Annotated in this window: 21 protein-coding genes; 7 read left to right on the forward strand and 14 right to left on the reverse strand. The window is 45.4% G+C overall.

Annotated elements, in window-relative coordinates; all coding sequences use genetic code 11:
* Nucleotides 1-248 precede the first annotated feature (248 nt).
* Nucleotides 249-728 carry a GAF domain-containing protein gene (locus tag GK047_RS18570; RefSeq protein WP_346010362.1) on the forward strand — a complete coding sequence of 160 codons (480 nt, stop codon included), beginning with the start codon at nucleotides 249-251 and terminating at the stop codon, nucleotides 726-728.
* Here the strand turns inward: GK047_RS18570 and GK047_RS18575 are convergent.
* The gene (locus tag GK047_RS18575) at nucleotides 721-1,170 is read right to left on the reverse strand and encodes a PilZ domain-containing protein (protein WP_163950029.1); all 450 of its coding nucleotides are present in this window, start codon (nucleotides 1,168-1,170) and stop codon (nucleotides 721-723) included. The genes GK047_RS18570 and GK047_RS18575 overlap by 8 nt on opposite strands.
* Nucleotides 1,171-1,473: 303 nt before the next feature.
* Between GK047_RS18575 and GK047_RS18580 the strand changes: the two genes are divergently transcribed.
* Entirely contained in the window at nucleotides 1,474-2,598 is a 1,125-nt protein-coding gene (locus GK047_RS18580) for a response regulator (RefSeq protein WP_163950031.1), read from the forward strand.
* A 140-nt stretch (nucleotides 2,599-2,738) separates the two neighbouring features.
* Nucleotides 2,739-3,119, forward strand: coding sequence for a response regulator (locus GK047_RS18585; protein ID WP_163950034.1), 381 nt, complete (start codon nucleotides 2,739-2,741; stop codon nucleotides 3,117-3,119).
* Nucleotides 3,120-3,161: 42 nt separating this feature from the next.
* Here the strand turns inward: GK047_RS18585 and GK047_RS18590 are convergent, their stop codons facing one another.
* The 4 genes from GK047_RS18590 to GK047_RS18605 form a co-directional block, all read right to left on the reverse strand.
* Nucleotides 3,162-3,434: a helix-turn-helix domain-containing protein gene (locus GK047_RS18590; RefSeq protein WP_163950036.1), complete on the reverse strand. Its 273-nt coding sequence runs from the start codon at nucleotides 3,432-3,434 to the stop codon at nucleotides 3,162-3,164.
* A 108-nt stretch (nucleotides 3,435-3,542) separates the two neighbouring features.
* Nucleotides 3,543-4,184 (reverse strand): thiamine diphosphokinase, encoded by a 642-nt coding sequence (locus GK047_RS18595; RefSeq protein ID WP_163950039.1) that lies wholly within the window; start codon nucleotides 4,182-4,184, stop codon nucleotides 3,543-3,545.
* A gap of 96 nt (nucleotides 4,185-4,280) precedes the next feature.
* Nucleotides 4,281-4,517, reverse strand: a complete 237-nt coding sequence (locus GK047_RS18600; protein WP_163950042.1) for a hypothetical protein — start codon at nucleotides 4,515-4,517, stop codon at nucleotides 4,281-4,283.
* Between the two features lie 145 nt (nucleotides 4,518-4,662).
* Nucleotides 4,663-5,364, reverse strand: a complete 702-nt coding sequence (locus tag GK047_RS18605; protein WP_163950044.1) for a response regulator transcription factor — start codon at nucleotides 5,362-5,364, stop codon at nucleotides 4,663-4,665.
* A gap of 552 nt (nucleotides 5,365-5,916) precedes the next feature.
* Here GK047_RS18605 and GK047_RS18610 point away from each other — a divergent pair.
* Nucleotides 5,917-7,551 carry an S-layer homology domain-containing protein gene (locus GK047_RS18610; protein WP_163950045.1) on the forward strand — a complete coding sequence of 545 codons (1,635 nt, stop codon included), beginning with the start codon at nucleotides 5,917-5,919 and terminating at the stop codon, nucleotides 7,549-7,551.
* A gap of 209 nt (nucleotides 7,552-7,760) precedes the next feature.
* Here the strand turns inward: GK047_RS18610 and GK047_RS18615 are convergent, their stop codons facing one another.
* From GK047_RS18615 to GK047_RS18635, 5 genes are read right to left on the reverse strand one after another with little or no spacing between them, the layout of a single operon-like run.
* The gene (locus GK047_RS18615) at nucleotides 7,761-8,252 is read right to left on the reverse strand and encodes a spore germination protein GerPE (RefSeq protein WP_163950047.1); all 492 of its coding nucleotides are present in this window, start codon (nucleotides 8,250-8,252) and stop codon (nucleotides 7,761-7,763) included.
* A 4-nt stretch (nucleotides 8,253-8,256) separates the two neighbouring features.
* Complete coding sequence (locus GK047_RS18620) at nucleotides 8,257-8,436, reverse strand: spore gernimation protein GerPD (RefSeq protein ID WP_163950325.1); 180 nt, start codon at nucleotides 8,434-8,436, stop codon at nucleotides 8,257-8,259.
* A complete protein-coding gene (gene gerPC, locus GK047_RS18625) occupies nucleotides 8,436-9,116 on the reverse strand; it encodes a spore germination protein GerPC (RefSeq protein WP_163950049.1) in 681 nt (226 codons plus the stop codon). The genes GK047_RS18620 and gerPC overlap by 1 nt, the downstream gene beginning before the upstream one ends.
* Nucleotides 9,117-9,175: 59 nt before the next feature.
* A complete protein-coding gene (locus GK047_RS18630) occupies nucleotides 9,176-9,385 on the reverse strand; it encodes a spore germination protein GerPB (RefSeq protein WP_163950051.1) in 210 nt (69 codons plus the stop codon).
* 46 nt (nucleotides 9,386-9,431) lie between these two features.
* Nucleotides 9,432-9,656 carry a spore germination protein gene (locus tag GK047_RS18635; RefSeq protein ID WP_163950053.1) on the reverse strand — a complete coding sequence of 75 codons (225 nt, stop codon included), beginning with the start codon at nucleotides 9,654-9,656 and terminating at the stop codon, nucleotides 9,432-9,434.
* Nucleotides 9,657-9,770: 114 nt separating this feature from the next.
* On the opposite strand from GK047_RS18635, the gene GK047_RS18640 reads away from it, so the two are divergent.
* The gene (locus tag GK047_RS18640; RefSeq protein ID WP_163950055.1) at nucleotides 9,771-10,250 is read left to right on the forward strand and encodes an Hsp20/alpha crystallin family protein; all 480 of its coding nucleotides are present in this window, start codon (nucleotides 9,771-9,773) and stop codon (nucleotides 10,248-10,250) included.
* Between the two features lie 62 nt (nucleotides 10,251-10,312).
* Here the strand turns inward: GK047_RS18640 and GK047_RS18645 are convergent, their stop codons facing one another.
* The 3 genes from GK047_RS18645 to GK047_RS18655 all read right to left on the reverse strand — a co-directional run bounded on the left by GK047_RS18645 (nucleotide 10,313) and on the right by GK047_RS18655 (nucleotide 13,263).
* On the reverse strand, nucleotides 10,313-10,819 hold the full coding sequence (locus tag GK047_RS18645) for a C40 family peptidase (protein WP_163950057.1): 507 nt from the start codon (nucleotides 10,817-10,819) through the stop codon (nucleotides 10,313-10,315).
* A gap of 237 nt (nucleotides 10,820-11,056) precedes the next feature.
* Nucleotides 11,057-12,421 carry a sensor histidine kinase gene (locus GK047_RS18650; RefSeq protein ID WP_163950060.1) on the reverse strand — a complete coding sequence of 455 codons (1,365 nt, stop codon included), beginning with the start codon at nucleotides 12,419-12,421 and terminating at the stop codon, nucleotides 11,057-11,059.
* Nucleotides 12,418-13,263: a response regulator transcription factor gene (locus tag GK047_RS18655; protein WP_163950062.1), complete on the reverse strand. Its 846-nt coding sequence runs from the start codon at nucleotides 13,261-13,263 to the stop codon at nucleotides 12,418-12,420. Before GK047_RS18655 ends, GK047_RS18650 begins: the two co-directional genes overlap by 4 nt.
* Nucleotides 13,264-13,418: 155 nt before the next feature.
* On the opposite strand from GK047_RS18655, the gene GK047_RS18660 reads away from it, so the two are divergent.
* Nucleotides 13,419-13,739 carry a hypothetical protein gene (locus GK047_RS18660; RefSeq protein ID WP_163950064.1) on the forward strand — a complete coding sequence of 107 codons (321 nt, stop codon included), beginning with the start codon at nucleotides 13,419-13,421 and terminating at the stop codon, nucleotides 13,737-13,739.
* Between the two features lie 85 nt (nucleotides 13,740-13,824).
* On the opposite strand, the gene GK047_RS18665 is transcribed toward GK047_RS18660, so the two are convergent.
* Nucleotides 13,825-14,790, reverse strand: coding sequence for an aldolase catalytic domain-containing protein (locus GK047_RS18665; RefSeq protein ID WP_163950067.1), 966 nt, complete (start codon nucleotides 14,788-14,790; stop codon nucleotides 13,825-13,827).
* A gap of 292 nt (nucleotides 14,791-15,082) precedes the next feature.
* Between GK047_RS18665 and GK047_RS18670 the strand changes: the two genes are divergently transcribed.
* Complete coding sequence (locus tag GK047_RS18670) at nucleotides 15,083-15,514, forward strand: hypothetical protein (protein WP_240344035.1); 432 nt, start codon at nucleotides 15,083-15,085, stop codon at nucleotides 15,512-15,514.
* Nucleotides 15,515-15,618 lie beyond the last annotated feature (104 nt).

Consider the following 15,618-nt stretch of genomic DNA (forward strand, 5'->3'; position numbering starts at 1 on the left):
TGAATTAAATATGAGCAAAACCTTAATATAACTTAAATGTTAACTTAAAATAAGCTTAAAATTAGGATTTGAAGTCTTAAACTATATATAAGACCCTGAGATGATTCCAGGCCTTTTGGTTAACTGTCACGTATCGTTCATCGTAATAGGGAAGTCGGCTGTAAATGCGGACTGCCCTTTTTGGCGAGAATGATTCGTTCTGGTATGATAGGATTAATTCATATTTAGTGGAAAGGGAGTGGGTAAGCGTGTTTGCAAAATCATGTTATGAGGGAACGCGAGAAGAGAACTACAGGCTTCTAATCAAGCAATTGGAGGCATTAATTCATGACGAGCCGAATCGAATTGCTAATTTGGCTAACGCATCCGCCTTACTGCAGCAATTTCTGAACGATATAAATTGGGTCGGTTTTTATTTGTTGGAGGAAAATGAGCTTGTCCTGGGACCTTTTCAAGGACTTCCAGCTTGTGTCCGCATTCCGCTAAACAGAGGAGTTTGCGGTACATCAGCACAGCGTCAAGAGACGATACGTGTTGCGGATGTTCATGCTTTTCCTGGGCATATTGCCTGCGATGCGGCATCGCAATCTGAAATTGTGATCCCCATTCTCAAAGGAAACCAGCTTATTGGTGTGTTGGACATCGATAGCCCGACCAAGAACCGTTTCGATGAAACGGATCAAAGCTATTTGGAGCAGTTCGTGAAGGCGCTGTCTGCGGCTATTTAATGTCATACTGTTGAGGTAAGATATCTGCTAAATCTTCATCGGAACAGAAACTGCAGCTTGCCAGTACTTTTGTATGTTTTAATCGGGTGCCAAGCAGGGTCAAATGGCTCGCCAGCGCCTGTTCCATAACGAGATCAACGATGCTGAACTTAATCCCGTATTCATAGAGGGAGGGGTTCAGCTTATTTTTTCTTGTTATGGTTCCTAGAATCTTGAGATGATTATGGAACAGTTGAAAGGTGAATTCAAGCAGCAAGTCCATTTGAACAGGCAAATCTAAAGGTGTGTGCATCCGAATGCCGCCAACACTAATGTCTTTAATCATAATTTTGGAGTAATTGGTATCAGTATCCTTGTGCTTGATTCCAATAATCTTGAACATAGCAGATAAAGGGATTTGGAGATTGATCCGAAAGTATGTGCGATTATTTGAAAGTGGCATGATTATCGACCTTTATATGAAGTAGGTCAATTATACTATATTATCTAGTTGTAATGAACTAGTAAAATTGTTGGGACAAAATGAGAAAAAAGTGAGAAATAAGGGTTGGTTCTCTCAATCTAGAGTGCTATGATAAAGGTAAAAAAAACCAAATGATAAACGGGTCTCTGAAATGATTGGTTGTCAGGGGCTTTTTATGATGGAAATATCCAAGATAATTTAAGCTAATTAAATGCTTAGAAATAACCGAAAGAACATATATATGCGAGTAATAATGAATTGGATTATCAGGAAGGTGAAACATTGAGAGCGATTATTATCGATGATGAGAGGCTTGCGCTGATTCAATTGGAAAAGATACTTAAGGAGCAAGCTAACATAGAAATTATAGGAGCCTTTTTGGAACCGAATCAAGCCCTAGAGGCAGCAATTCAATTACAACCAGACGTCGCTTTTCTGGATATTCATATGCCAGAAGTCACAGGGATACAGCTCGCGGAGATGCTTCAGGAAGCATGTCCGGAATTGGATATCGTCTTTGTTACTGCGTTTGATGAATATGCTTTGCAAGCATTTGATCTCAATGCTGTCGATTATGTGATGAAACCCATCAAGCGTAATCGCATGAAAGATACTGTTCAGCGTTTAGAGAAGCGGAGAGAGCATGTACAACGATTAAACGCCACCCAGAGCCCCTTTCTAGTTCGCTGCTTTCAAACACTTCGTATCGACCTTCCTGGAGAAAAGCGTGACCTGGTCAAGTGGCGGACCTCTAAAGCACAGGAGGTATTTGCTTATTTAGTTCACCATCGAGGGCAGTTTGTTCGCAAGAGTGTCCTGCATGAGATGCTATGGCCTCAATTCGATGAGAATAAAGCGAAGACTCACTTATACACCACAATCTATCAAATTCGCCAATGTTTGAAAAAAGAAGCCATCGATATTCCCATCCAAACGATCGCAATGGAAGATGCTTATATGATTCAAGCGGACGCTGTAAGCGTAGATGCTGTTGAATGGGAACGGACCTTGACGGAGCTAGAGCCGATCTCTGAGAGCACTCTCGCAGGACACCAACGCGTCATAGATGCCTATCAAGGAGACTATTTGGGAGAGTACGATTATCTGTGGGCCGAACATGAAAGACAGCGATTGCGTATGCTTTGGTTGAATCAGACCCAGCAAGTAGCCGATTATTACATCCTGCATGGGATGCATAAGGAAGCCATGTCGATGTATCAGCGGATTCAGGCGCAGCAGCCCTACAACGAAGAAAGCTACTTTTCCTTAATGATGCTCTATGCTGAAGTTGGCGATCGAGTCGCAGTAGAGGAGCAGTATCATAGATTGACGGTATTGCTTGAGGAGGAATTGGGCGTCGCTCCCCGAGCTTCAATTGTAGCTTGGTATGATCAATGGGAATGCTAACCTGATTACATAAAAGGACCAGTGATTTCGCAGTTGCGAGGTCCCTGGTTCTTTTTAGCATGAAGTCTTGTCATTGTTTAGTAGCTGTTCAAATCCAAGTGGTAAACTATTGGTAATCTAAGTAGGGGAGGGGGGATCAAGTGAAGGTATTGGTGGTAGATGATACAGCGTTCATGCGGATGGTGCTGCGCTCTTTATTGGAGCAAATGAGCCATGACGTAATCGCTGAGGCGAAGAATGGGAAAGAAGCGGTCGACTTATACAGCAGATTCATGCCTGATCTTGTGACGATGGATATTACGATGCCAGAAATGGATGGTATAGAAGCAGTTAAACAAATAAAGATGATCAATAAGGATGCTAAAATCATTATGTGTTCAGCGATGGGTCAGCGTCAGATGGTGCTCGATGCCATTCGCAGCGGTGCAAGCGATTTCGTGATCAAGCCCATACAAAAGGAACGGTTAGAGGAAGCGATCGATAAGGTGTTCGGTTTTAAGACAGCAGTTGCGCGCAACTAGCTTTATCCAGAAAAAGACCCAGAGCGGTAAGAGCTCTGGGCTTTAGATTGTCGTACAAATGATTAAAGCTAGCAGTTTTCGCATAGAACGAGTTCCGACTTTAACCATAATTTTATCGATATGTACTTTCACAGTCTTTTCACTTATTGTGCAGTGATCGGCGATTTCTTTGTTGCTGTAGCCATGAAGAGCAATAAGACCAATAATTTCCGCTTCTCGATTCGTAAGCAGATATATAGTTGCAAATCGGTTGATGACGGAGTGAGTACTGTTCGGCTGGACGACATGAACCTGGCTTACTTGTAAATCCTGCATGCACTAACAACCTCAATATCCAAAAGTTTATGACGTAATTTTCATTTTAACAGAAGGAGTATGCCTTGGCTTCCTATTAGATATGTCAAAATTCCAAATCTTCTAGTCTTAATCTTTGCTTTGGATGACAAGCAATAACCCTGAATCCAATTCAATGAGTCCTTCCTGCATAAGAAGTACGTTACTGATTCCTAACGACTGTCCAATCTGAAGTGTCGCTTTGTGCAGGGCATATTGAAAACCGTGCAGCGTAATACCAGTTACTTCTAGACTAAGCGGTAGCAGCGAAACATGTGTGTAGCGCCCTCTCTGTATGCGGGTAGGCTGATCAATGACCATGATTTCATTGCTGGCATCGATGATCGTGCAGGGCACATCGTACTCTATCCCTTTACGCAGCAAATGAACGTTCGCCAACGAATGGTCGAAGCGCGTGCCGAGTGCACCTAACAGGACAATGCTAGCAGGCTTTTGCTCTAACGCCCACTGGAAAGACATCTCGGTATCGGTTAAATCCTTGTAAATAGGATCACAATCAAGGAAAGCGTGACTCGAAGAGCGTATTCTGTCTTTCTCTTCCGCTGTGACAGAGTCGAAATCCCCCATAGAGATATGTGGCTGTAAGCCATGCTCGATTAGAAACAATGCGCCACGATCCGACCCTACAAGGATATCATCCTCTCTCAATTCCTCTAGAGTCCACTCGCCGAGTGTTCCGCCTGTAACGATGGCAATCCGTTTCCCTTTCATATCTGTCCCGTCTCCTCTAGCTTGATATCACCCCACATTATATCACATAAGCACAAAAAACCGAGCTTCAATGTACAAGCCCGGGAGTCAATCCATTTAAGTTCGTGTATCCACGCGTCGTCGTACCTTCGTATTCTCTTTCTGGTCGTGATCAATATCGGCTTCATTCATCGAGAAGCCTTTCATTGCCCATGTCGTTCGGCCTAGAATCAAATCAGCAGGGAAATCATCGCCGCGCTTCAGTGTAACCTCGCGTCCCGCTTCGTTTGCATAGACGCCATCCGTTTCGACCGTGTCGCCGCTCATGGGATCCATCGTTTTATCTTCAGACATGCCGCACTCCTCCTTTCGCATAGCCTATCCATACCTTCTCCAAGCTTGGGGGAAATTATGAGTTAGATCATGCAGAAAGAAGGAACGTTGCTGCTGTCGCCGTTCCTTTGTAGAACTAGCTTATTGCTCTCTATCACTTATGGTTTTAAGAAGGCGAACCATTAAATTTATAACCTACACCTCTCACGGTAATGATATAACGAGGCTCGGCTGGGTTAGATTCAATTTTCTTGCGCAGATTGCTAATATGTACAATTAATGTGCGTGGATCGCCAATGCTATCCAAGCTCCACACCAGCTCAAATAAATGCTCGATTTTATAAACACGATTCGGCGTTTTGGCCATTAAAGATAAGAGGTCAAATTCTTTAGCTGAAAGAGAGATGGTTTTGCCGTTCACCGTCACAACATGACTGACCAAGTCGATTTCGAGGCCGGGGAATTTCACCAGCTGCGGATCGTCTTTGTGCTGCTCTCGAATAGAATTCCTGCGTAAATGAGCTTTTACGCGAGCCACGAGCTGACTAGGGCTAAAGGGCTTGGTCATGTAATCGTCGCCGCCCATGCTTAAGCCGAGAATGATATCAATATCCTCGCTCTTGCAGGAGATGAATAGAATGGGGGTATTGCTCGTTTTGCGCAGCTGTCTGCAAACTTCAATGCCGTCGAGTCCGGGCAGTAGGATATCTAGAATGATAAGATCGGGCTTATGTTCGCGCACGATGTCGAAGACATCCTGCCCATTGTTGGCGCTAATGACTTCATAGCCTTCTCGTACGAGATATAACTGGATGATCTGGACAATTTCCGGTTCATCGTCCACGACTAAAATTTTTTCGCGTGACATATATGGAATCCTCCTCGGTTACGGAACGACTCTATTTTAAAAGTAAGCGATTCCCATTCCCAAATGTTTACTGCTATTATAGAACGTTTGTCCTACTAATTTCTATTCTTTTATTGTTAACCAGTCAAATGAGGAAATTGCTTGGTCTATATGCTGAAATTCCCCCGTTTCGTATAGGTATGATTTCCCCTCAATGCCTCTCTTTTGTAATAGGTACTTGTATCTGCTAGATGTACCCGAATAGCAGCGAATTGACGAATAGATAGTCACTCATGGACTAGAATTAACCCAAAATTTAGGTAATCTTAATTTATTCTTTATGTTATCATGATGTGCTCCCATTGTCTCTATGAAGAAGTACAAAAAGGTAGGGATTATGAGGGGGAAAATCATTGATGATAGAATGAGTGATATGGGACACGGAAAACGCTGTTAGGGCTCTAGCTCTAACAGCGTTTTCTGTGTCCCAATATTTACTCGTAGCGTAAAGGGGGTCAATCCTGCAAGATAGGGGAAGGGCGCCTCGACATACAATAAGGGAGCTAAACGAATATGTACATACGAAGGAAACTAGGTAAATTAGCAGTAATGGTTTCGATAACAGCTGTGCTTTCACTTCTGACGAATCAAGTTCAAGAGGTCCAAGTTCATGCTGCTTCAGCCCAAGGCAAGTTTAATATGGCCTACTTGTACTTTGGAAGTCCGAATTCCTACACCGCTCAAGTGCAGAAGAGCGGCCAAACACTTGATGTTGTATCACCCAGTTATTTTGAGTTGGATGCGGAGGGGAATTTACAAATATCTAATACGATACAGGCTACCTTCATTGATGAGATGCATAGGAATGGGAAGAAAGTTGTTCCGTTCCTTAGCAATAACTTTGACGAAGGAATTGGGGAGAAAGGCATTGATAACCGAGAAATTCTCGTTAATCAAATCGTGGATGCTATACAAGCTAATCAGCTAGATGGCATCAACATGGATATTGAAAATATGGACGCAACTTATAGGGATAAATATACAGATTTAATCAAAAGGCTTCGGGACAAGCTGCCAAGCACGATGGAAGTATCTGTAGCCGTAGCGGCGAATCCGACGGGTGCAGCGAAGAGCTGGATTGCTGCTTATGATTATAAAGCGTTAGCTGCAGTCAGCGACTATTTGATGCTGATGGCTTATGATGAAAGCTATCCGGGTGATCCTACTGCGGGACCTGTGGCTAGCTTACCCTTTGTTGAGAAATCCATTCAATATGCGCTAACGCAAGTATCGTCGAATAAGATAGTGCTTGGAATTCCGTTCTATGGTCGTTATTGGAACCAAGATCCAGCCTCCAACGGAGCAGGCTTGTCCAACCAGATGGTGAACAAGCTGATCCAAACCTATCAGGGAACGACTCGTTATGATGCTCAAAGTCAATCGCCGGTTGCTACGTTTACGATAAACCCAACAGATAAAGAAACATCTATTAATGGTAAAAAACTAGCTGAAGGTAGGTACACGGTCTGGTACGAAAATGAGCAGTCCCTAAAGGAGAAACTCAAATTAGTTAGTAAATATGATCTCAAGGGAACAGGAAGCTGGAGCCTTAATCAAGAGACGGCGGATGTGTGGGATTACTATCGTCTTTGGTCCGATGGTTTTTACTTCGCTGATATGCAGAAGCATTGGGCGCAGGGCGATGTGCTCGCTGCGGCGAACCTTGGTTGGATGCTAGGCACCGCTTCCAATCAGTTCTCGCCAGACGCGGCGCTCACTCGAGCAGAAGCTGCGACGATAATGGTTCGCGCGCTAGGTTTGTCCAGCACGGTCTCGGCCATGACTGCCGACGGCTATGCAGACGTGCCTGCCAGCCATTGGGCGTGGCAGGATATTATGCTAGCGAAGCAAAACGGGCTGATCCAAGGGATCAGCGATAGTCGCTTCGCGCCGGATCAAATCATGACGCGTGAGCAGATGGCTGCGCTGCTTGCCCGCGTACTGCAAGTATCCGCGCAGCCTGGTAAGATGGCTGCGCAGTTCTCCGACGTGCCGGCTGGAAGCTGGTCGGCGGAGGCCATTGCTGCGATGAGCAGTGGTGGCCTCGTCGACGGCTATGCCGACGGCACGTTCCGCCCGCGGGCTTCTGTGACGCGCGCAGAGATGGCCGCGCTGCTCAGCCGCGCACAGCCGCTGCTCACAAAGTGAGGCGGGATTCGCGTTGCAAGCCATGTACGATGTGCTGAGATGCAGGCATTTGAATGTGCGTCAACTATTTGTTTGTTCCGTTTGATCCCGATCTCATAGTTATTGATTAAGTGGTTCTCAACGTTTTGGAAATTCTAGGAAAAAGCCTGCAAACCCATCATAGCATGGGGATGCAGGCTTTTTTTGAACGAGATTGTTATGACGGATTATTAATTAATCGACGTCGAGCTTCGCGTGTGGGGAGGTCGTGGAGGCGGCTTGAGCATGTCTACGAAATCTCCAATACCGATTTCTTGGCCTTTCTTAACGAATGTCGTTTGTTCTTGAGGTCCTGGCTTTGGTGAGACAAACTGTCTGAAATCTTTGATTCTTGTCTCAGAGCGAGTGTTGCAATTGCTGCCGATTTGAATCAGAGATGATGAGGCTACACCGAGAATTCGGATGCCTCCAACACGTATGAACGAGCCCCAGTTATCCACAGACATTGCGACTGGCTCAGGAGGCTGTGGGATTGGGAAAGGTCTAATATAGAACGGATATTCATCGAAATTGCCTTCATTATCATAATATAGGGGAACTTCCCGCTGTACGGCAAACGCTCTGGATTGAAGCGTTGTCGACACATGATCTCCAATATGGAGGGTACTGCTGGAACCTACGTCATTTACATAAACCGTGCTAACGATCGATAATCGCGCCATAACGTCATTTCTCCGCTGGCAGGGGAATGAAAGGGGAGATGATAACGGATTCTGGCGGTGTATCGAACATGGAAGATAAGGAAATGGTTTCGGTATCCCCTATAAGCAATACCGAAGAACTTGCTACCCCGATGATACGCACGTCCCCAACGAAAAGCTGTTTGTTTACAACGCAAAAGTTCATCATTGTGATCCCTCATTTCTAGGCAGACTGGATATGTATGTCTCTAAAGCACTTAAGATATCTTGCTTGGTCTTTTCCATAATGCCTGTGGTTATGGCTTCCATAGGCTCCTTGAAGCCGACACTGCGGTATTGATTCACATAATGCCCAATGCGAGTATCTAGCTGCTTACGAATGTCCTCCAAAATGAGTTCCTTATAATCATCATCCAGAGGGTACTGATATTTGAGCTCCAGGTTCTTTATATCGGCCTGTACGTCCTGCTGAAGATACTGTTGGATGCGGCTGGATACTTGTTGTTGGACCCCAAGGTCCGGAGATGTTCCAATTGTTGAAGCAGCAGGATTGCCGCCTTCAGGCACAGCGCCGCTTTGCCCCTCTTTGCCGACGGAAACACCGTTGACGGTAAAATCTTCGATACTATCTAACGAACTGGGGCTAATTCCGATCGTTAGCGTGCCGTCCAGCTTCTCGACTTTGAGCTGGTCGAAATTGTATTCAATTTTATCAATGTGAATACGTTTCTGATCTTTCTGGGCATTCAGATCCCCTTGGAGTTTGGCGACGGATTGCTCCAGTGTGGCGACAGTCTGCTCCAATTTGTCGATACGCTGTTTTTGCACTTCTATATAGGTGCAGAGCTGCTGCGTCCATTGTTGCCAGGAGATGGGGTTGTGCATCTTGGAAAGCACCTCGTTTCACTAGCCCGTGCTAGGGTTGTAGCTCTATTCTCTGTGAATCAGGTTGGGGGTGGCAGGGGGACGAGCGAGACCGGATTAGTGGCGCTGGTCCCGAGCTGGGGTGCAGATTCAACGAATCCGCCTGTATTATATAGATTAGACAAAGAGCGGATGGAGCCTGCGCTTCCAATTTGCAGAACCGAGGAATTAGCGACAGAGTCCACCTTCAAATGTTGGATCATAATAGTCTGATGGATGGTCCAGTTCATCTAAGAGGATCACCTCATTCGTATTGAATTTGTTGAGGCAATCCTCCTAGATGATCACCCCGCTGGCGTTGTTTTCGATCAGATCGGAATCGTTCGTTACGGTTGTGCTGTAAGCATTATAAATTCGCGGAAAGTCCCCGGTGTTGAACGAGCCCGCCCCTGCGAATGTTTTGGACGAACTGGTAGGGGATATAATGAGGCAATCGCCGAATTGGACAACAGAGCTCGGACCCACGCTGATAATTTTGACATTTCCTACGATTGAAGGCATAGTCGGTCTCCCTTGCTCAGGCTTCTCACTTCTTTAGTATATGAGGGTATCCACCTAGGGGTGCGCCGTATTTCAGGCGATTGTCACGATCTAGACGCATGCACATATACTGGTATGGAAAATGAGGTGATGAGGTTGAGCGGGCTTAATCGGCACCCCTGGCTAAAGTGGGAGCAAATTGAGAAGTTTCTGGGGCAAAAGCTGCCTTTCGGTGAAAAAGGGCAGACCTTTCTAGATAATATGACGTGGGTTGAAGGATATGTACAGGACATGCTGAAAAAAGCGATGCCTGGCATGGATGCGAGCATTTCGTCTCCTGGTGGAATCTCATCGGAGATCTTTGAGACACATGAACATGTCATTATTAAAGTAAAGCTGAGTAAGGAAGAAGATCCTAAAGCGATCCAAGTTTTTGTGAAATCTAATCAAATCAAACTGCTAGGCTTTATTAACGGCAAGAACCGAATCATCAAGCTGCCATCCCTTGTGCTGCCTAAAACGGTCCGAGTGCGCTATAAGCAGCCCACCTTGGAGATTAAAGCGCGTAAGCGCGGATTAAAGGAAAACTACCAGGAAGCATTTATCCGTTTCTAGGGGACGCAGAACACCCCTCAGGACATGAGTCCTGAGGGGTGTTTGCAATTAAACGAAGGGAATTATAGAACGCGACGAGCTGTCATATAGCGGGATGACCAGCTTCCGCTGTTAATGTTCGTAATACGGACTCCGCCAGCTCCGTATGTGTTGATCATGTTACCGTTCCCTATATAAATGCCTACATGGTGAACGATACCAGGTTTTCCAGGAATAGAGAAGAAAACAAGATCGCCCGCACGAAGGCTGCTTCTGGATACATAGCTTCCGACATGCGACTGCTGTTGCGAGGTCCGCGGTAGTCTGACGCCAATCTTTTTGAACACGTACTGTGTGAAAGAGGAGCAGTCAAACGTTCGCGTTTGCCCAGCTTGTGCACCAAATTGATACGGTCTGCCTAAATACTGCTTACCAATGGAAATTGCTTGATTTGCGCGTGAAGTTGCGGATGTGGCAACTGCGGCTTCGGCTGCGTGAGGGGCGCTAATTACCCCAGCAGATAGTCCTATTGAGAGAGTCAAGGCTGTTATGACTAGTTTTTTGTACCATTTCTTTTGGTTCTTCATCATGTCCTCCTAATTGTTTTCGTAAGAAATCCTACGGTGCAAGCCGATGTGAAGATTCTTACGAAAACTAGTTGTTTTATAAGACTTGCTATCTGGCTTTGTTATGGTGATCGCTTCACCTAAGCCCAAGTATAGCAGATGAAAACCCCCCTATTATTTACCTTGAAAGCCTGTACAACGTGCTATCAGAGGTATTTGAACGTTTTCTGAGAGAACGGCGAGAATGCGCTGAAAATATTTTTATTGACACGTTTTGGGCAGTGTGACAACTGCTTTGGTCCCTTCTCCCAAGCTGCTTTGCAGGGTGATAGTGCCCTTCTGCTTCATGACGATATTGTGCGCAATGGCAAGCCCAAGCCCTGCGCCACCAAGCTTTCGGTTCCTTGCTTTGTCCGCCCGATAGAAGCGGTCGAAGAGGTGAGGGAGGTCTTTTTCCGCAATTCCAATCCCGTGGTCTACAACTGTTAGTCTCACTTGATTGGCCTCATCATTAACTTGAATAGTTACATCTTGCTTGCTGTATTTCAGGGCATTATCCACAAGAATGATCAGCAATTGTTTGAGTTTGTTTGGATTGCCCGTCATATGGAGTTCCTTGAGTTCAGGCGGTGTATGCACTTCAATGTGCCTTCCCGATGTTAGACGAAGCGAGGATGCGGTTTTTTGAATGAAAGGAAGCAGGTCAAAGGATACGCTTTGTTCACATTCTTCCCGCACGGCATGGGTGAGTGATAGTAGGTTTTGGGTAAGCAGCTTTAGCTGAGCGGATTCAGACTGAATTGCCTCCAGGGCTTCTTCTCGGAGCGCTGCATCGCTAAAAGCCCAACGTCGAAGTAAGCTGGCGTAACTTTCGATTATGGTGAGTGGGGTTCGGAGTTCATGTGAAGCATCGGCAAGGAACTGCTCCTGCTTCATGAATGTCTCCTCAAGCCGATCAATCATGCGGTTAAATGTATCCCCCAACATAAATAATTCGTCCTGCGTTTTCGTCTTTGACATGGAGATACGGCGAAATGAACCGCTTTTTTCAATATTTTGCATCGTACTTATAAGTTGATGGAGCGGGTGAAAGATCACATTGGTATACAGATAGCCCCCTGTGACAGCTAGAATCAGCGCGCCTGCTGAGGTTAAGGATAAAATTGAAATAAGAATGTTGGCGTGCTCTCCCAGTTTTCTCAGGCTTCGGCCGATCTCTAACACCGCGACCTGATGCCCTTGCTGGAATACCGGTACCTTTACAAAGATAAAGATACCGTCGCGAGCGGTTTCTGTTGTAATCGTTTCTTTATTTACATAAGACGGGCGATAGCGGAGCAGGTTCTCGTCCGAGTAGATTTGATAAAGCACTTTGGTATCGGGAGTAATATAGCGCAGCATCTCTTGGGGAATGAGAAACTCGTCCATTTGATTATTATTATTCCAATATTCGGGATGATTCGGCAAATCTTTTTGCAAAAGCGTGTGCGCTTTTTCCTTTAGAAGTTCAATTTCGCCGTTCGTCGTAACACGAATGAACATGTAGTATACGAAGGTAAAGCTGAAAAAAAGAATGAGCATAAGCCCCGCTGTTACCCAAAGTGTAATTTTCAATCTAAGGCTCATAACGGATTTTTCTCATCTTTGGCCAGCGCAATTTCGCCTGATTCCTCGGCTTCTTTGTTCCCGGACTCGTATTTGAGCATATAGCCAATTCCACGAATCGTCTGAATGAGCTTAGAGGCGAAGGGCTTGTCTACTTTTTGTCGCAAATAACGGATATATACGTCGACTACGTTCGTATCCCCAACGAAATCATACCCCCACACCTCGGAAATGATTTGTTCGCGAGACATCACTTCATCTTGATGCTGGATGAGATAACGAAGCAGATCGAATTCGGTAGGCGTTAATTCGATAGAAGTTCCCTCGCGGATAACGGCTCTGCTCTTTAAATCCATGGTTAAGTCATCTATTTTCATCAGATGAGGAGTGGATGGTTGTTCTTGCAGGCTTTTATGACGAAGCAAGCTGCGAATGCGAGCGAGCAGTTCTTCAATGGCGAATGGCTTCGTGATGTAGTCGTTGGCGCCTTGATCGAGTCCGCTTACCCGGTCGGGTACGGCATCCCGCGCAGTTAGCAAGATGATGGGGAGAACTGCATTTACTTGCCGAATTCGGCGAAGCACTTCCAGCCCGCTCATTTCTGGGAGCATAATGTCCAGTAGGATTAGCTCCCAATTCGGATTGGACAATGCTTCATGCAGCCCAGTGCGGCCGTCAGACGCCATATGCACTTCATAGCCCTCATGCTCCAGCTCTAGCTGGAGCACACGGGAGATACGTTCTTCGTCCTCGATTAATAAAATACGGCTCAATACGGATTCCACCCTTGGTGCCGCTGATTTCGCTCCGATATCGGCTATCACGGCGTTGACTGTTGCTCTTATTTTCTCAAATCGTCTCATTTACATACATCAGTTGGCTATCCAACTAACTAAAAACTTTGAAAGCTCTCCTATACAACTATGCCAAAGGCGTGTATGGATCATTAGCCTAGTCCACGTTCATCACTATTTACATAAAATAAGGAAGAATAAAAATAAAGAAGGAGTAGAGGCTAATGAGTATTTCTCAAAAAAATAAGGTGAATATCCGATCGAATCAACGTGTTGCGATTTTGCTTCAGGATCAAGATGCCATAGGGAAAGTGTATGCAAAGATTCAGGGGAAGCTGACATCCAAAGAACTGGTCGTCGAAGCCTTTAAGCGCCTCCAGGATGGACTCATATATGCCGACGAGAGCTGCACGGAGTTAATTGATGATGCATATATTGAAATTTTCCGCAAAAAGAGCTCCAATCGTAAAGAAGAAGACTTTGTATTTCTTATCGATCGAACCTTCGCTGAAGATTATATTGTGTCTGCCAAAATTATAAAATGATTCGACACGAAAAACACCCCTTATCGTTAGTTCCAGAGGCCGGGGTCTCTGTCATCTAACAGCAAGGGGTGTTCGTTTATATAGATTAGTTCTTATGAGCAGCAGGGATAGTTTCCACGGAAGTCAGTTTGTCATAGAACTCAACAAACTTGTCTCTTTCCGGAGAGCTTAAGTGTGCCATAGCCGTACGCGGATGCTCATCTAGAGCGCCAACGATCATGTATGGAATGAGGTAACCCCAATCCCATTTTTGACGCATCGTGAGCATATGTTTCTCAATAATTTCGAGCACAGGACGAACATCGTAGCGTGTGCCTTTCAAGTAACTGAGGAGTAGTTCCGTTGTACAGTTTCCAGCTGCGCGACCCATACCATAGACGGAAGAATCCAAGAAACTAACCCCTTTGGAAGCACCGGCAATTGTATTGGAGAAAGCAAGCTGCATGTTGTTATGCATATGTAAACCTAGTTCTTTCTCAGGCAGGAGACGTTGGAACTTCGATACGAGATAGTCAACATCCTTGTGATCCATGCTACCGTAGGAATCTACGATGTAGACAACGTCAACAGGGCTTTTGTTAATTTCTTCGAAAGCTTCTACCAGTTCATTTTCCATAACGTGAGAAAGCGCCATAATGTTCAAGGATGTTTCGTAGCCCATGTCGTTGAATTTCTGAACGAGTTCAAGACCTTTATCTACATCTTTAATGTAGCAAGCAACACGAATCAAATCGAGTAAGCTATCTTCACGAGGCAAGATGTCTTTCTCATCTACACGACCGATATCAACGAGTGCAGATAGCTTCGTATCGGTTTTGCTTGTGATGACTTCACGAAGAAAGTTTTCGTTCAGGAATCTCCACGGACCCGATGCTCCGCCTTTCAGCAATTTCTCGGAGTTTTTGTAGCCAATCTCCATATATTCAACACCAGCTGCGCTTAAGCCGCGATACATGTCTTGGACAAACTCCACGCTAAAATCCCAATCGTTCACCAAACCGCCGTCCCGAATTGTACAATCCAAAATTTTGTGCTGCTGTTGCTTTACCATGCTCGTATTGCCCCTTTCCACTAGCTCATTTTCGCTTCTGATTTTGCTATATTATCACTTATCTAAAGGTAGCTTGTCAATGAAAGACATGAAAGCTTAACATGTGCGCACCCTCTTTAAATGGCGTATATTACGATGAATGAAGAGAAGGCTCTACGAGCTGGATTTTATTTAGTAGCTGCTGTGCCTGCGTATCAAGACGAACTACCAAAAATCGTGCAGGAAGGAATCGAATAGGGCGGGACATTATTGCAGAAGATAAGGGTAGACTTTCCAGTTGGAGATAGAAAGGATGCCGGAAATGAATAATTCTGTTCCAATATTTTTTGAATTTGAGCAAGAGCGCGACGCGCTTCATGCGCTGGATACGTTGGAGGAGTTGGGCTACAAGCCTAGGCTTCTCTTGGATGAAAAGCCGACTCTGCATATCCACGTAGATACGCAAGAGATTACGTCGGCGCTTGAGATTGCTCAGGCGCATGGCGGGCGGTTAGTGGAGCGCAAGCAGACACAGACGGAGTCTGCAACTTTCGCCATGGCCTACGATTTGGAGGGTTCGATTCGGATTCCGGCTCACACAGTGAACGAAGATTGGCCAGAAGGTTACGAAGCATCGGCTTCAGTGTCTTTGAGGGATGCGGATGCGATTCCTAGCGAAGAGGAAGCCGCTTTCGATCCGTCAGCCGATGATTACAATCATTTTAGCGCTGGAATCCGCATGTGAGGTCGCCTAGAAGACGCAAAAAACCGATTCTCCTTCGTTGGAGGATCGGTTTTCTTGTTGTTGATTATGGAGATGACGAGGCTATGGGTCATCACAATGTACAC

The organism is Paenibacillus sp. SYP-B3998, assembly GCF_010820665.1.
In the GTDB taxonomy this organism is placed as follows: Bacteria; Bacillota; Bacilli; order Paenibacillales; family NBRC-103111; genus Paenibacillus_E.

What these genes read in the sequence shown, in the direction of transcription:
- GK047_RS18575 (WP_163950029.1), bottom strand. Translation starts at nt 1,170, where the DNA reads ATGCCACTTTCAAATAATCGCACATACTTTCGGATCAATCTCCAAATC.
- GK047_RS18590 (WP_163950036.1), bottom strand. Translation starts at nt 3,434, where the DNA reads ATGCAGGATTTACAAGTAAGCCAGGTTCATGTCGTCCAGCCGAACAGT.
- GK047_RS18595 (WP_163950039.1), bottom strand. Translation starts at nt 4,184, where the DNA reads ATGAAAGGGAAACGGATTGCCATCGTTACAGGCGGAACACTCGGCGAG.
- GK047_RS18600 (WP_163950042.1), bottom strand. Translation starts at nt 4,517, where the DNA reads ATGTCTGAAGATAAAACGATGGATCCCATGAGCGGCGACACGGTCGAA.
- GK047_RS18605 (WP_163950044.1), bottom strand. Translation starts at nt 5,364, where the DNA reads ATGTCACGCGAAAAAATTTTAGTCGTGGACGATGAACCGGAAATTGTC.
- GK047_RS18610 (WP_163950045.1), top strand. Translation starts at nt 5,917, where the DNA reads ATGTACATACGAAGGAAACTAGGTAAATTAGCAGTAATGGTTTCGATA.
- GK047_RS18615 (WP_163950047.1), bottom strand. Translation starts at nt 8,252, where the DNA reads ATGGCGCGATTATCGATCGTTAGCACGGTTTATGTAAATGACGTAGGT.
- GK047_RS18620 (WP_163950325.1), bottom strand. Translation starts at nt 8,436, where the DNA reads ATGAACTTTTGCGTTGTAAACAAACAGCTTTTCGTTGGGGACGTGCGT.
- gerPC (WP_163950049.1), bottom strand. Translation starts at nt 9,116, where the DNA reads ATGCACAACCCCATCTCCTGGCAACAATGGACGCAGCAGCTCTGCACC.
- GK047_RS18630 (WP_163950051.1), bottom strand. Translation starts at nt 9,385, where the DNA reads ATGAACTGGACCATCCATCAGACTATTATGATCCAACATTTGAAGGTG.
- GK047_RS18635 (WP_163950053.1), bottom strand. Translation starts at nt 9,656, where the DNA reads ATGCCTTCAATCGTAGGAAATGTCAAAATTATCAGCGTGGGTCCGAGC.
- GK047_RS18640 (WP_163950055.1), top strand. Translation starts at nt 9,771, where the DNA reads ATGGAAAATGAGGTGATGAGGTTGAGCGGGCTTAATCGGCACCCCTGG.
- GK047_RS18645 (WP_163950057.1), bottom strand. Translation starts at nt 10,819, where the DNA reads ATGATGAAGAACCAAAAGAAATGGTACAAAAAACTAGTCATAACAGCC.
- GK047_RS18650 (WP_163950060.1), bottom strand. Translation starts at nt 12,421, where the DNA reads ATGAGCCTTAGATTGAAAATTACACTTTGGGTAACAGCGGGGCTTATG.
- GK047_RS18655 (WP_163950062.1), bottom strand. Translation starts at nt 13,263, where the DNA reads ATGAGACGATTTGAGAAAATAAGAGCAACAGTCAACGCCGTGATAGCC.
- GK047_RS18660 (WP_163950064.1), top strand. Translation starts at nt 13,419, where the DNA reads ATGAGTATTTCTCAAAAAAATAAGGTGAATATCCGATCGAATCAACGT.
- GK047_RS18665 (WP_163950067.1), bottom strand. Translation starts at nt 14,790, where the DNA reads ATGGTAAAGCAACAGCAGCACAAAATTTTGGATTGTACAATTCGGGAC.
- GK047_RS18670 (WP_240344035.1), top strand. Translation starts at nt 15,083, where the DNA reads ATGCCGGAAATGAATAATTCTGTTCCAATATTTTTTGAATTTGAGCAA.